This is a genomic window from Bacillus sp. FSL W8-1202, from assembly GCF_038006165.1.
GTDB classification, from domain to species: domain Bacteria; phylum Bacillota; class Bacilli; order Bacillales; family Bacillaceae; genus Bacillus; species Bacillus subtilis.
In genome coordinates, this window is sequence record NZ_JBBOUR010000003.1 from 58,505 (window position 1) to 71,666 (window position 13,162).

A 13,162-nucleotide genomic window follows, 5' to 3' on the forward strand; every position below is an offset into this window, starting at 1 on the left:
TAAACTATAACCCATCATTTAATATCTGTCAATTAGATTCGGTCAATTTATGTGACCGAATCTAATTTTAATCTGAGAACATAAAGATCAATTCATTGATGTCATCCCTAAGCTTAACGAGGCTTTGTGGTGTAACTGAAATTGTAATATCTAATTTCTCTCCCTTGAAACCAAGTAGGAATTGATAATGTTCTGAAGTCAGCAATTTTTTTGTAAGTCTAAGACTAACCTCTTTGTAATTATCTTGATCAACAAATATATTCAAAACAATACCTTCATTCTCCTCTTGCTGCTGATTACATTATATGTTTTAACGGAGTCTTTCTTTTTTTATTTTTACTCAGGCAATTCTTCTGTATTTGTTATTTCATATTCCATATCATTTAATTTAAAATTTTCAACTGATCCGTCAGCTTTTAAAAACGAGACTTCTTTAGATAAAAGTAAATTTTCACAAATCCTGGTTGCCAATGTTTCAGAGACTTCTGGACTATCTGCTTTGTTTTTGAGTACAATCTCCAGATTTAGTGCAATATTGTTTAAATAACCTGCCATCCTCATTCTCCTATGTTCAATTTTCTGTGATAAACCCTTAAGGTGTTAAGGGAACGTGCGTTCTGTTTTGTATAATCATTATACATAGAAAGTAGGTGTTATGCTAGTGGTTATTTATCGGCTTCGTATGGTATGATATGTATTATGTCTTTCCATAACAGAACGCAGGAGGATGTCCGATTATGATTAAAGTTGAGATCGGGCAATGCTTGATACCTGAATTATGTAGAAAGAAAGACATTACAATCAATGAACTTTCAGAGATAACTGGGATTAAGAAACAGCAGCTGAGCGACTATAATCGATTAGTTAAAGTAGACATGTCTATTCGAACTGCAAAAAGAATTGCTGCTGCTTTAGATTGTAATGTCGAAGACCTCTATGAATTCAAGGTTGAAAGGCATTGAAACGACTAAGACTTTGGTCTTGGTCTCCTCCTTAGTAAACCATATGGTTTACATGACCATCTTACTACATTTAAACATGTATTTAAAGTGATTATTTTGTCTATTTTTGTCGAAATGCGAATTTTTTCACAATTTTTTGAGATAAAAGAAAAATCCATTTAACTAAAACAGTCAAATGGATTTCATATTTAAATCGTGGTCTCTTTTAAACCTAATTCTTCTGCGTAATATTTATTAACCTCTTCCTCATTAATATAATCTTGCATTGAATAAACTGCTCGATATTTGGATTTTACCCTTAAATTAAAGTCATCTATAATCTGATATCTTACAGAGTTATCAATAACCCCTTTTTCTTTATAAAGCTGATATGCTCTATACAAATGACCAGATCTAACAATAGTATTTGGTGTTAAAAAGTTAATTTTAAAGAACTCAGATATATCAGTAATTAGATTAGTTATTACAAATTTACTTGCTTGGCCGTCTCCTTTGTTGGACGTTCTTTTTGTTTTAACTACATAATCATTTTCAACTAAAAAGACTTCTTTTGTTTGGCCTTTTGCCTTCCCATTCTTTAATTTATATTTAGTTTCCTGAGCTGCATTTAAGGCAATAACAAGACATTCACTACTAACTTTTAGTTTTCGTTCACCGTGCTTTGAATCATAGAGGGTTAAAACGTTACCATTTAGCATCGCATCCTCAACTTGCTTTTTCGTTAAACTTAGCAATTCAGAATGAGCTAAACCTGAAACGCCTTCAAACAACAGTCTTAATACAGCCTTTGATTGATAGTTAACTAATTGATTTTCCATTTCCTCTAATTCACTATAAGTAATATATAATTTTTTGTCTCCGAGACATTCATAAAGCTCTTCTTCAGAAATAGTTCTTGCCAAATTGGTTAATCCTTTACTTAACTTATATGAAATTGCCCAATCAATATACAATGACAATAATGCTAAGGTTCTTCGAACACTACCAATAGTGGTTTGATCGAATGATCGTATAAGTTCTAAAATTTGCATTGATGTGAAATCATAAATGTCTTTATTATATAAAGTCTCAGTAATCTCTGCTTTTGCAAAAATAGGCCTCATCTGCATAACCATACCCTCAGATAAGGTATCTAAATATTTTTCCTTAATCTCACTATTGAACATTGCAACAAACAACTCCTAAGTAATTACTCGTCTATTTTTAAATTGTTAAAGAAATTCCATATCTTTTGTGGTGATTTAGCATTTCCATTCTTGTCTACTACACCTAATTCATCCCACAATTTATTTTTCTTACTAAAGTCTATAGAGCTTAAAACATCGGTAATTTTGCTTTCTAAATCATCTAGACTTACTCCATCTAACTGCAACTTCTTAGCTAGTACAACGTAGCCGTTAAAGAACAAATAGTTGTTCACAAAACTTCTCTTTCTTTCTTTTGCTATATCACCTAAGAACTCATCCACATATTGTGTAGCTAAAGCATCAAAGAAAGATGTAAGGTATCTTGCAGTTTTTAAAATGTCTGCCTGAGTTGAAAAATCTTTTTTAGAATAACTTCTTTCAATTGCCTTTTTGAAGTCAGAAAAAGTTATAAGTAAGTTCTGATTCTGATTTATCCAGTCTCCATTTGTCTTTATATAATCACCAATTATGCTATTATCCTGAATGAACTTAACAATTTTATTAGAATAAACATTTTGACTCATCTCAGCTACTTTAGATTTCTTCACTGGATTTATTGTATTTTGTTGCCCAAAATGCTCTCTCGCCCTTTTTTGAGTGTAGTTATAGATGTCCACTTTAAAGGTTTCTTCAAACAAATGATCTAACTCAGGATGCTGTCTTATAGCCATAGTAATGCCTATTAGCCGGTGATACCCGTCTAAAACGTCTAAAATGGTGTCTTCAGTCACTGTAAGCGACATAGTGTCGTCATCATATTTTAATTCTTCGCCACAACTTGCGCTTCCAACACGTGCATTAAACGTAAAAACTGATTTAATTAATTTCCCATCTAAGAAAAGTTCCTTTATTTCTTCAACCGATTGTTTATTGAGCTGCGGTACAGGTATCTCAATATCTGAGCCCTCTAGTTTTTTCGTTTTGTTCGTTCTTTGAGCATTAGGATTATAGTGCAATAACTTATTTTCAAATAGCATAAACAACTCTTTAGCAGTGATGGGGAAGAAATAATTATCATCCGAATACTTTACAACTTGTTTGAATGTATACGGAAATTTTATATCTTCCTCCACAGATCCTTCCCATAACGTTTCAATTTCTCTCATATCCGTTTCTGTGAAGTAATTTCGTGGATTAAACCTTTCACTTTCAAGAACTGAGTATAGGGACTTGGCTAAAAAGTACATATATTCTTTAGAAATTTCGACTTCTGGATTTTCTATATCATAAATTAACTTTTGTGTTGTCCCTGGAGTAATTTTATTTTTAGCCATCTCTAATTGAATATCGTTAATAAAAGATCTTATGTGTTTATTTTTCGAGATAGCATCTTTCATTTCTGAAAGCAGTTTCTCATTTGCAGACTGATCAAAGATCACTGTCATATAGCCTTTCACCTCATGTCATGTTGCTAAATTTAAAGTTACCAAAGGCAATCTGGTTAATCAAGAAGAATTATCATTTGAACTGAGTAATATACCGAAAAAATGATTATCGCTCATTTACATGCTTTATAAACTTTTTTAATGTAACAAGATCAGCGTTTTCAAAAAAACTAATAAAATCCTCTTGGGTTGCTTCATATAGTGGATTTAAATCGATTTTTTCATCCATTGTTACACCAGCAGAGTTCGCTATGTCAATCTTTCTGCTCATATATCTCTCTGTTGTTAATGTGTTTTTATGATTTCCTTGTTCTTTTGCTGCAAGTAAATCGTGACCAGAATTCTCATAGACATAGTCAATTCCTACACCCTTAAATGAGTGTAAGACTAATTCTCTTTCAGGAGGTATTCCTAACCTTTTTTTCGACCTTTTTAAGGAGTGTCGTAAAGATTGTTCCGAAAGCCCCTGAAAAACCAATTCAGTTTCGCTGTCATCCTCTTCCTTCAGCTGCAACAATTCCTCATAAAATACCTGGTTAATGCCTGTAGACACAACCTGAGATCCTTTATCAATAACTGTTACTATATAATGGCCTGTACTTTCATCAAGCTGTATGTCTTTCCATCTTACTCGCAAAATCGCACTTACACGAAAAGAAGTTCTGATGGCGAATTTAACAAACAGCTTTTTCATTAAAGGTTTCTGTCTTTCATTTATATACATATCCTGAGCGATTCTTTCGGCTTCTGTCTGGGTTGTTTTATCCCAGTTTTTAGTTACTGTTTTAAGCCTTTCGACAGTATTAAACACCGACAAGTCAATATAGTCCTTATAATCATGCTCCAAATATGTATAGAGCATCTTCAGGGAGGTCATTTTTCTGTTAATACTATTATTAACTAATCCCTTTTCCTGAAGATACTTCACATAGTTGCTTAATTCGCTTTTACTTACAACTAAATCATCGGGAACTAAACTTTTGACATCTTTACCTTTAATCACACTAAAGAACTGCTTAATATCCCCTTCATAATTCTTTCTGGTGTTCGACACCCTTCTAGTTGATGAAGGCATCATATAGTTAGAATTCCCTGAGCTACTTCTTATATCTTTATTGATTAAAAAGCCCTCGATATCATCGTAAACCGCATAATTTTTTAATTGTTTAACTTTATTTTGCATTATCTTCTCCTCCTTTCTCATCCAATAACTCATCAATAGAGACATTCAATACCAGAGCGATAAGCTTTATGGTTGTAACATCTGATTCATCTGGCATTTCAATGATTTTGTTTAATTTCTGAATATCAATCATTGTCTCCCTCGACAATTCCTCTATTGTGATGCCACGTTTGACCAATAGCTGTTTTATTCGCTCTGACATGTCAACCTCCTACTTTTTATGTATACTATAGACTGCAGTGCGTATATGTTATGGTTGATAAATAAACTCTTCAAATTCAATTGCAATGTGTCGTTTTAAATTCTTCACAAAATGTATTAGGGATCTAAAATGCGGATTATTTTCAATGCTTCTTTTTAATCCATCTCCACCTAATAATACTCTATTTAGATCTTTTAATAATGCTGCTATCTCTATTTTTGCACCATGTAGATCATCTTCAGTTTTTGCATTAACAATGATTTTCCTAATGTTTAGTACACTCTCTATGTAAGTTTGTTTAGCATTTAAAACAAAATCGGCATCAATATCTTTATGATTTGTAGATCTAAGTTCTACAACATGCATCATTAATCCTCCTTGTATTCGCTTAGCAATTTCATGTATCCTTTAGTTAGTTGTTTTCGAACATTTTCATTCTTCATTATTTTTGACTTTTCAATGCTTTTTTCATGAAAAAACAAATCATTTTTAACTAAGCTTTCAACTTTCTTTTGGTAAATAGTTTTATGTATTGTCATACTGTTTTTTAAGTAACTAATTGCGGACATACCACCAACCTCCTATATACATATTTTTTGTCTTTTGCATCTATAGCAATTGTAATGCATTACAAAAGGGAAGTAAAGATTTTTTTAACGACAAATAGCACATTCTACGCAATTTTTTTTTGCGAATGTGCTGCTTTGTAATGCATTTCATTTAATTAGGGTGTATGTATTTGAAGTTGATCACTAGATGTTATTAAAACCTAATATTTAAGTGACGGCCTTAAAACTACAAAAGACGCTTAGCTCAAAAGAGCCAAACGTCTTCCTTTTCTCTGTTTAATTTAATTAAATAAATAATAATACTAATAACTTTATGTGTCAATGGATTTTATGCTCCACGTGGCATTCCAGCAACCTCATAATCACCTGAAGCTTGTTGGATTGAAGAATCTGCACTTATGTAAGAAGTGCCTAGTGCGCCCAAGATAACTAAAGCCATAATAAGTTTTTTCATTGTCTCACCTCCTTTAAAGTAAAAGTAATTCTAAAAGTTTTTGATTTTCACCCATCTTTTGCAGTTCTAACAGTGGCAGCCTAATAAGGAATTTGTCATTAGACTTTTTAAAATACTCGATTGAAGAATAGAAACATGCTTTATTTTGTTCGAGTCTTCCTTTCAAATAATAATGCATTGCAAGCTCATTATCGTTGTGAACTAAAAGATCTAGTTTATCCAAAACTTCTTTTGCTTTGGAATTTTCATTAAAGTTGATAAAACAATGGGCTTGCTCCTGCAAATCCATAATTGAATCAGATTCAAAATTAATCCACTTATTTTCTTTGCGCCATACATTATTTAAGAAGCACAAAGCCTGCTGGAAAATCATGTTGTAATTTTCATTTTGAACAGAAACGCTTAGCCCTTTTAAAAAGTTTTCTTGAGCCAATTCATAATTCGAAAATAATAGAGAGTTTCCAATAGTTAAGTAGCTGAAAACCTGAAATCTCAGGATATTTGTACTTTCCAATGCCTTTTTCGAGTACTCTCTGCACTCCTCTAATGAATTTTCATTTAACTTTATATTAGACATTAGAACATGAACTCTTGTTTGATATGTATTTCTAATGTACATGTTCTCAGAAATCTCACTTAGGTCAATTTGTTTTATAAGTTGGGCCATCGGAGAAAAGTTACCAGTGCTTAAATAATGATAAAGCAGCAAGAGTCTTGAGAAAGAATTCATTTCAGGTGTTTTTATATTTAATTTGCCGAGTCTTTTTACTGCCTCAAATTCAGTAATAACACTGTTAGACAGTTCTCTATGTATTTTATACACTTTTCCATATTCTTTACTTTTCATATTGCTGCAAGAAATCATTGAATCTATTAAAACATCTTCTATTTCAAAAAACATATTTGCATCAGCATACTCCAATGCACTTCTTGCTGCCTTTGTCTTAACATCTAGGTTTAAACAGTAATCTTTCATTAATTCATATTCACGGTCTGGATACTGACTCTTAACAATGTTGACTATTGAAGAAAATTCATTAAATGTTTTCCCATCATGGTTTAAGAAGTCATAAAGAGGATTGGGGTTTTTAAGGCCAGCTACTGTTGCCCATTTATTCATTAAAGAGTTGTCATTTTCCAAGTCTTTCTTCATAGCTATCCTTATTAACTCCATTATTTCCCCTCATTTCTTTTTGTTGTCTTTATTGGTTAACTTAATAATACTATAGATCACATTACGAGTCAATTATTTTATACATATTTTTTGTATTTGTATTCTCTTTAAAATTCCTATTTTAACTAGACACAATGAGGACTAAACCTCATTGTGTTCTTTTAAAGCATAAGGCCCTACTTAAGGCTATAATACACCTCTTCCGCAATATCCTTTGCAAACCTAGCGAAAATTTCTCTATCAAAACTTCTTAAGCATTTAGCTAAGGACAGGATATTCTGCACATGGTCAAGTGTATTAGTCAAATCTAATGCCGTTACCAAAGAAAGCAACATGTCTTTGTAGTTCATATCTCCGGCAACGCCTTTATAAACCACATGTTGCCGTTCATCGAAAACTGGGGCATTCTCAGATAGGTGTATATCAAATTTCGCAGCGATATCCTCCCGCTCTATAAATATCAACTCTTTAATTAACTCTACTAATTGCTGTTCACTCAAATTAGAATAACTTGCTCTCAATAGATTAAAGGAATCCGCTCCTATTTCATTGTGGAGGTCTTCCCATCTAAAGTATAAGTAAACTTGTTTCATAAATTCTCCTTATCAACAATTATTTTTATTAAACTTACTTAAATTTAAGCAAGTTTCCATTGTGTCTTATTATAATTTAGGACTTGGATTGAAGATTTCGTATTTCTTCTTTAATTCCTTTTAGACTATCAGCAACATTATTCAAGGTTGCTTTTTGTTTCCAAACTAGTCCTCCAATATAATTTAAATCAAAGTCATAACTTTTATTATATATTCTTCCGTTAGTATCACTATAGTTGATATTACATGTGAAAACAGGATACCCAGAATCAGTTTTAATATCTGATTTTTCAGCAGCAATTCCTTTGATTTCTTGATTAGGAGCAAATGTCTGAATGCTGGTATTAAAAATTCCGTTTTTCATTTTGTACATATAGCTCTTTTGAAAATTACCGCTCTTTTCTTCTAAATCGACAGTCACATTGGTCGCTACACCATTACCGATATTCTTCATTTTAAAATCCAGCATAAATTCATTTATCTCAAAATAGATTATTACTTCCGGTTCCCTTTTACTTTCATACTCTTTCTTCGCTAATTTTGCAGCCTCTAAGCTAGCTTTAGATGATTTTTTAGAATAGTATGCGATGAAAATCGTTAATACAAACATCCCTAAACTTCCTGTGTTAGAAAGAAACCAATCCCATACATTCATTAACGTTACTCCTATTTGATCCACGATAACAAAGCCTTTCCTTTTTAATTTTTTGGTTTAGAAAGAAAAAACAAACTATCCAACATTAAGACACTGTTTATTCAGAATAATGCTTTAATAAAGCCGGTTCCAATCCACATACTCTAACCGCTTTTGATACAAATCTTCAAGTATAGCAGCACATTCAATCCAACCTTCTGCAACAATGCTTTTCTTGTCCCCATCCTCAATCCACTCTATCCAATACACATGAACACCCCTTACCGAGTCACTACTTGAATTTCCCTTACCTCACATTGAACATTTCATGGAGGTCATTAGATGTCAAATAACCACTCTCATCTAACTTAAATGATTTGAAGTATTCCTTGTTTTCAAACTGCAATACATAAAAATAATCAAGCAAAGGCATAAATCAACCTCTTTTAAATAATTTTGTAATTCTCATTATTAATGGCAGCAGACCGATTAACATGAAGAATGCAATCACATTAAGCTTATTTTTGAAAAACAGGCTGGCCAAATTCCTTTCCATGCCTGCTGCTGTTTCTTTATCCATGAGTTCTTTAAACTCTTCATCATAGACCTGATCAACAAAAATAAACTTAATGCCAGTCAATAATCCAACTCCAAGCCAAATAATTAAAAAATAAGCTAATCCAATCATTTGTTCCCTCCCTATATCGAACGGAATTTGGTATTCTTGAGTATGTTGAATAAATTATGTAGGTGATCTTGTGGAAGAGAAATACGAAACAAACGGGTATGATACTTCAATCGTTTATGATTACAAAGAGTATCCTGATGTAAAATACGGTCGCTGCGACAATTGCGATTACACATTGTTCAAAAGCTCTGTGAAGAGTGGGGTATTCTTACGCGAATGCCGTCGCTGCGGTATGAAAAAGAGCATTTAGTGTAATTGCTCTTTTTTTATTTAACTGATATCTATGACCTATTATGCAAACTTTAATCATTTGCTCACCTACCTTCTTTCAACCATTATTATCATCAATACGGAATAGGTTTTAGTTCACTGCTTAAGTACAATGGATGTCTTGGAAACTTATTATCCTTTGTTTTCTTGATACAGTAACAAGAATGTCCTTTCAGTAACTCTGACACCTCTTTTTCTCTCCTTTTAAATACTTTACCTTGAAAGGTATTACCCCAAGCTAAAATGATTTTATCAGCCATGTTAGCCGCATCTAGTAAGTACTTATTATTATTTTCTCCAATAGGGTCGTCTACCTTTTTTAAATCTTGAGGATGCGGAGAGATATAAGCGAATAGGTTCACAATAACCATTCCTCCATATCCCCAAGATTTCGAAAAGTTCACACAACGGTTTAGAGTTTTATCACATACAGAAGTGTCAGCAATGCTCGGATTGAGCATAATAAAGGCAACTTTATTCAACGCTCCATCCCATTCGCAGTCTAACATATAGCGATAAAGCCTTTTTGTTTCTTCATCACTATTAAATATGGCTTTAACTTTTTCTTCTGTAGTCCATGATCTCAACTTAAGACACCTCTTCCCTACTAGTTATCCTTTTTGCCTTCTCCTTTTACTTTTTGTCAACTCTCATCCCAATAAGCTGGTGGTACGCTTAATACTTGATATTTTTCATCTAAATAAGAGTGTTTCCTTTCCCAATCACTTTTCTTCCATGCTTCTTGACTGGTGAATGACGGATCTAAAGGCTTTGGATATTCTCCGTTCGCCCATCCATCTTCAATGTGATTTAATCTCGCTTCGCTGCCTTCATTATTGTATTTATACCAAACTGTAATAATTTTGACCGTCATATGTACACCTGCTCCCCTTAAAATCGTAGTTTTATTTAAATATATTTCTAATGAAGTTGCTTATCTCAGGAGTATAAGTTGAAATAAACATTGGGATTAACACTACACCAAGTATCCACCATATAATATTAAATAATTTTGGAAGCACACTGTTTTTTTTAATACCTAAATAGTTCAATAAAAAACTTGGTAAGTAAATTAATATTTCTAACCATGAAAGAGGGTTAACTGAATTTAACATCCGCTTTCTATATGTCCCTTTAGATGAAGACAATTGAATTAGAATTCCTGTTGCAATATCTTGTCTCCTACTTGGAAACTGTTTCATTGGACTTACCTGACCTGTTCTAATTCGACCGTAACCAGCTTCTTCTGAATATGGAATCAATACATCCCCAAAACCGGCTCTCTCTACTAGAGATATTATATTTGATTTGTATTCTAATAAATTTACATTAAAGTCTGGATCTAAGAGCCATTTTTCATACCATGAGATGAACTTTTCACATTGTTTAAATTTAGCATAGTTATAAACAAAATTTAACAACAGAATACATAAAAAAAGATAAACATATATCATCGAGCTCTCCCCTTAAGATGGATTTTTAGATACCCTGAGTATAGCCTGATTTGTCAATGGTCACGAGATGTTCTATATCTTCGTAATGCTCTGCATTCATAACCTCAAAAATATCAATGCCTAGGTTTTTCTTCAAATTGCTTTTTGCATGCAAAACAATCATATTGTCAGCATTAATACCATTTGGCATTTGTGGTACACCCGCATTTGTTTTGATTTCTATTCCGTTAACATTGAAGGTTACTTTTACTGTATTTTGCATTATAACTTTATTCTCTATGAAAGTACGATTTTATTGAAACTTAGTTTATTCATTATCCCTAACAAACTCTTGCAGCGCTTTAATAACACGCTTAGCTTGCTCTACATTTAAATGAGGAGGAAAATACTTATCTGGATGACTACTTATATCGTTATTCCCAAGAATGAAAACGCAATTCTCTTCAGCTAAAGAGCTTTTTTGAACTTTAACAATTGTTTGTTGAGTGTCACTGAACTCTTCATATATGGCAAAGCCTCTTTCACTATAATTTTTTGGCATATTTAAAACCATCCTCTTAAATAATATGTAAATGTTTCCTATCTCTGCAACTTTAGTATACCATTTTCATCTTTATCCATCGATATGGTTATGGCTTTTTTCGAATATCAGCAATTCCTGCAGCTCGATGTTTAGGTATGTACAGACTTTATCCAGTAGCTCTCTTGGATACCGCTCCATTTCGTCATTATAAAGCTTTCTGACGGTCGGATACTCATGATCAATATCTCTGGATAGCTTCCGTATACTGATCTTTCTTTCGTCTATTATGGGCTTTAAATTTGATTTAATCAGTGGTCTCACCTCAGTCTTGATCTTTATAAATTATCAATATGGTTGTAAAAAATGGTCAAGACTTGCTTGACCTTTATTTTTTCTTGATAACCTTTTCGAAGATGTCTGAAGGTATCCACCACTTTGTATCTTCGTCTAATCCATCCATCATTTGAACTTGAGTATACCCTTTGTTTTTATCCTCTTTTATATACATTACAGTATCGCCTTTAAAGAGGGTGTTTATATAATCTCCATCTACATCAAATGTTCCATCAGTTTTTGCTTCCTTTATTGCAGCTTGATATGAATCAATTGTATCTGATCCCTGTGTAGTTTCTTTTAAAATAAATAAATCCCCTTCTTCGTGACCGCAACCTGATAACAACATACATATTGAAAGAAACAAAATTAGTCTTTTAAACATTGATTAATAATCTCCTTTGTAGCTTTTAGTGAAATTAAAATTCATCATACGTAATGAGGTGTTATTCAATCACACTTGAGATTTAATAAAGTAATAGAATATAAATATAAATACTACTAGGCACCCACAGCCAGCAAATGAGTTTCGTTGACTTTCATATTTGTTCATTTGTTCTTCAGTCACATATGTTCGCTCAACTTTTCCAAATGATTTTGTTTCTTGAATTATTCTGCCATCAGGCTGTTTGTAGAAAGTAACCTTTGCCACAACGCTCCTCCTAAAGTTTTACTCAACAAATCCTATGTCTATAATTATATCGGCATCTACACCAAGGCCTGAACACCCCTTTGACAAATATAAATGCAAATCCTAGCTGATCGTAATCACTTTTTCGATTTTCTTTACAAATTCAATAAACTGATTTTGGTCTTGAAGAATACCAAGCTTTTCATATTCACCGGTAAAGAGCCATTGAGGGTTTTCCCCAGTTGTCTGTATCTCCATGATAAAACTTGTTCCTTTTGTGTTGATCTCTTCATCTTCCTGAATTTCATAATGATGTGTAATTAATTTTTTCAAAGAGTGGCTGTCCTTTATTTCTTTTGTATAAAATGATAATCCCTGCTCCTCATACCGCTTTAGTTCAAAGCCATTATCCACTAAAAAGTTTAAGTTGTTTTGATTTAATGTAAGCAAAATTTATTTCCCCTTTCATTAAAACTGCTGTTTTATTCAGAATTGACACTAATCAAAATATCCAAAAGGAAGGCTTTCTTTTAATAAAGACTGGTGAACTGTGATCACTTCTGAATCTTTTTCTTTTGAGCCTTCCAAAAGTTCAAGTGAGACGCTATTTAATACACCATTTACTTTCTTTAATTCAATCTCCATCTAATCTTCCTCACTATCTCTATTGTACAACCTATAATCACCTTCGCCATCTTCATGTTCAACGTCCCTTGATTCACATTTTTTGAAAATAAGATTCCCTTCATTGAAAATATTGTCTAACCCTGCATAATTAACATCATAGATTTTCCCGTTTCTCGCTCCACCTGTTGTATCAATAAGTTGTTTCGCCGTCACTGATACCTCAAGATAGAAAAAACGTTTGTTGCCGCAATCATTACATTTAGCCATTATTTAACGCCTCCTTATCCTGTCTA

27 protein-coding genes and 1 pseudogene are annotated in these 13,162 nt (G+C 32.6%); 2 read left to right on the plus strand and 26 right to left on the minus strand.

Features of this window, described 5'->3' with window-relative positions; all coding sequences use genetic code 11:
* Positions 1–67 precede the first annotated feature (67 nt).
* Both NSQ09_RS21945 and NSQ09_RS21950 read right to left on the minus strand, forming a co-directional pair.
* Positions 68–265 carry a hypothetical protein gene (locus NSQ09_RS21945; RefSeq protein WP_010330351.1) on the minus strand — a complete coding sequence of 66 codons (198 nt, stop codon included), beginning with the start codon at positions 263–265 and terminating at the stop codon, positions 68–70.
* 71 nt (positions 266–336) lie between these two features.
* Positions 337–555 carry a YopT family protein gene (locus NSQ09_RS21950; protein ID WP_041336980.1) on the minus strand — a complete coding sequence of 73 codons (219 nt, stop codon included), beginning with the start codon at positions 553–555 and terminating at the stop codon, positions 337–339.
* Positions 556–737: 182 nt separating this feature from the next.
* Here NSQ09_RS21950 and NSQ09_RS21955 point away from each other — a divergent pair, with 182 nt between their 5' ends.
* Positions 738–962 carry a helix-turn-helix domain-containing protein gene (locus NSQ09_RS21955; protein WP_004399410.1) on the plus strand — a complete coding sequence of 75 codons (225 nt, stop codon included), beginning with the start codon at positions 738–740 and terminating at the stop codon, positions 960–962.
* A gap of 188 nt (positions 963–1,150) precedes the next feature.
* Here NSQ09_RS21955 and NSQ09_RS21960 read toward each other — a convergent pair whose 3' ends face one another.
* From NSQ09_RS21960 to NSQ09_RS22020, 13 genes and pseudogenes are all read right to left on the minus strand, one after another.
* Positions 1,151–2,128, minus strand: a complete 978-nt coding sequence (locus tag NSQ09_RS21960; protein WP_003231032.1) for a phage lytic cycle repressor MrpR family protein — start codon at positions 2,126–2,128, stop codon at positions 1,151–1,153.
* A gap of 23 nt (positions 2,129–2,151) precedes the next feature.
* Positions 2,152–3,534, minus strand: a complete 1,383-nt coding sequence (locus NSQ09_RS21965; protein ID WP_003231030.1) for a DNA sulfur modification protein DndB — start codon at positions 3,532–3,534, stop codon at positions 2,152–2,154.
* Between the two features lie 106 nt (positions 3,535–3,640).
* Positions 3,641–4,717 carry a tyrosine-type recombinase/integrase gene (locus NSQ09_RS21970; RefSeq protein ID WP_041336981.1) on the minus strand — a complete coding sequence of 359 codons (1,077 nt, stop codon included), beginning with the start codon at positions 4,715–4,717 and terminating at the stop codon, positions 3,641–3,643.
* Positions 4,707–4,919, minus strand: a complete 213-nt coding sequence (locus NSQ09_RS21975) for a helix-turn-helix domain-containing protein (protein WP_019712296.1) — start codon at positions 4,917–4,919, stop codon at positions 4,707–4,709. Before NSQ09_RS21975 ends, NSQ09_RS21970 begins: the two co-directional genes overlap by 11 nt.
* 48 nt (positions 4,920–4,967) lie before the next feature.
* Positions 4,968–5,285 carry a hypothetical protein gene (locus NSQ09_RS21980; RefSeq protein ID WP_041336982.1) on the minus strand — a complete coding sequence of 106 codons (318 nt, stop codon included), beginning with the start codon at positions 5,283–5,285 and terminating at the stop codon, positions 4,968–4,970.
* Positions 5,286–5,287: 2 nt separating this feature from the next.
* Entirely contained in the window at positions 5,288–5,488 is a 201-nt protein-coding gene (locus NSQ09_RS21985; protein ID WP_032677204.1) for a hypothetical protein, read from the minus strand.
* A 328-nt stretch (positions 5,489–5,816) separates the two neighbouring features.
* On the minus strand, positions 5,817–5,942 hold the full coding sequence (gene aimP, locus NSQ09_RS21990) for a lysogeny pheromone peptide AimP (protein ID WP_009967508.1): 126 nt from the start codon (positions 5,940–5,942) through the stop codon (positions 5,817–5,819).
* Between the two features lie 13 nt (positions 5,943–5,955).
* Positions 5,956–7,116 (minus strand): AimR family lysis-lysogeny pheromone receptor, encoded by a 1,161-nt coding sequence (locus NSQ09_RS21995; protein WP_019712293.1) that lies wholly within the window; start codon positions 7,114–7,116, stop codon positions 5,956–5,958.
* Positions 7,117–7,292: 176 nt separating this feature from the next.
* Positions 7,293–7,709 (minus strand): hypothetical protein, encoded by a 417-nt coding sequence (locus NSQ09_RS22000; protein ID WP_341032678.1) that lies wholly within the window; start codon positions 7,707–7,709, stop codon positions 7,293–7,295.
* Between the two features lie 76 nt (positions 7,710–7,785).
* Entirely contained in the window at positions 7,786–8,364 is a 579-nt protein-coding gene (locus tag NSQ09_RS22005; protein WP_341032680.1) for a hypothetical protein, read from the minus strand.
* A 114-nt stretch (positions 8,365–8,478) separates the two neighbouring features.
* Complete coding sequence (locus NSQ09_RS22010; RefSeq protein WP_341032682.1) at positions 8,479–8,613, minus strand: hypothetical protein; 135 nt, start codon at positions 8,611–8,613, stop codon at positions 8,479–8,481.
* A gap of 11 nt (positions 8,614–8,624) precedes the next feature.
* Positions 8,625–8,776 (minus strand): annotated as a pseudogene (locus NSQ09_RS22015) (hypothetical protein).
* A 3-nt stretch (positions 8,777–8,779) separates the two neighbouring features.
* Complete coding sequence (locus tag NSQ09_RS22020; RefSeq protein ID WP_121591854.1) at positions 8,780–9,031, minus strand: hypothetical protein; 252 nt, start codon at positions 9,029–9,031, stop codon at positions 8,780–8,782.
* Positions 9,032–9,101: 70 nt separating this feature from the next.
* Here NSQ09_RS22020 and NSQ09_RS22025 point away from each other — a divergent pair, with 70 nt between their 5' ends.
* Entirely contained in the window at positions 9,102–9,281 is a 180-nt protein-coding gene (locus NSQ09_RS22025) for a hypothetical protein (protein WP_071579439.1), read from the plus strand.
* 94 nt (positions 9,282–9,375) lie between these two features.
* Here NSQ09_RS22025 and NSQ09_RS22030 read toward each other — a convergent pair whose 3' ends face one another.
* The 11 genes from NSQ09_RS22030 to NSQ09_RS22080 form a co-directional block, all read right to left on the minus strand.
* Positions 9,376–9,888, minus strand: coding sequence for a DUF1643 domain-containing protein (locus tag NSQ09_RS22030; RefSeq protein WP_341032685.1), 513 nt, complete (start codon positions 9,886–9,888; stop codon positions 9,376–9,378).
* Positions 9,889–9,944: 56 nt separating this feature from the next.
* On the minus strand, positions 9,945–10,175 hold the full coding sequence (locus NSQ09_RS22035) for a hypothetical protein (RefSeq protein ID WP_341032687.1): 231 nt from the start codon (positions 10,173–10,175) through the stop codon (positions 9,945–9,947).
* Between the two features lie 31 nt (positions 10,176–10,206).
* Positions 10,207–10,755, minus strand: coding sequence for a hypothetical protein (locus NSQ09_RS22040; protein ID WP_341032689.1), 549 nt, complete (start codon positions 10,753–10,755; stop codon positions 10,207–10,209).
* Between the two features lie 25 nt (positions 10,756–10,780).
* Positions 10,781–11,017 carry a hypothetical protein gene (locus NSQ09_RS22045; RefSeq protein WP_268400785.1) on the minus strand — a complete coding sequence of 79 codons (237 nt, stop codon included), beginning with the start codon at positions 11,015–11,017 and terminating at the stop codon, positions 10,781–10,783.
* 45 nt (positions 11,018–11,062) lie between these two features.
* Entirely contained in the window at positions 11,063–11,296 is a 234-nt protein-coding gene (locus tag NSQ09_RS22050; protein WP_019712282.1) for a hypothetical protein, read from the minus strand.
* 72 nt (positions 11,297–11,368) lie between these two features.
* On the minus strand, positions 11,369–11,590 hold the full coding sequence (locus tag NSQ09_RS22055; RefSeq protein ID WP_032721663.1) for a helix-turn-helix domain-containing protein: 222 nt from the start codon (positions 11,588–11,590) through the stop codon (positions 11,369–11,371).
* A gap of 73 nt (positions 11,591–11,663) precedes the next feature.
* Positions 11,664–11,996, minus strand: a complete 333-nt coding sequence (locus tag NSQ09_RS22060) for a hypothetical protein (RefSeq protein WP_019712280.1) — start codon at positions 11,994–11,996, stop codon at positions 11,664–11,666.
* A 69-nt stretch (positions 11,997–12,065) separates the two neighbouring features.
* Positions 12,066–12,263: a hypothetical protein gene (locus NSQ09_RS22065; RefSeq protein WP_032677195.1), complete on the minus strand. Its 198-nt coding sequence runs from the start codon at positions 12,261–12,263 to the stop codon at positions 12,066–12,068.
* Between the two features lie 102 nt (positions 12,264–12,365).
* On the minus strand, positions 12,366–12,692 hold the full coding sequence (locus NSQ09_RS22070) for a hypothetical protein (protein WP_003230992.1): 327 nt from the start codon (positions 12,690–12,692) through the stop codon (positions 12,366–12,368).
* Positions 12,693–12,740: 48 nt separating this feature from the next.
* Positions 12,741–12,887 (minus strand): hypothetical protein, encoded by a 147-nt coding sequence (locus tag NSQ09_RS22075; protein ID WP_153912182.1) that lies wholly within the window; start codon positions 12,885–12,887, stop codon positions 12,741–12,743.
* Positions 12,888–13,136: a hypothetical protein gene (locus NSQ09_RS22080; protein WP_341032692.1), complete on the minus strand. Its 249-nt coding sequence runs from the start codon at positions 13,134–13,136 to the stop codon at positions 12,888–12,890.
* Positions 13,137–13,162 lie beyond the last annotated feature (26 nt).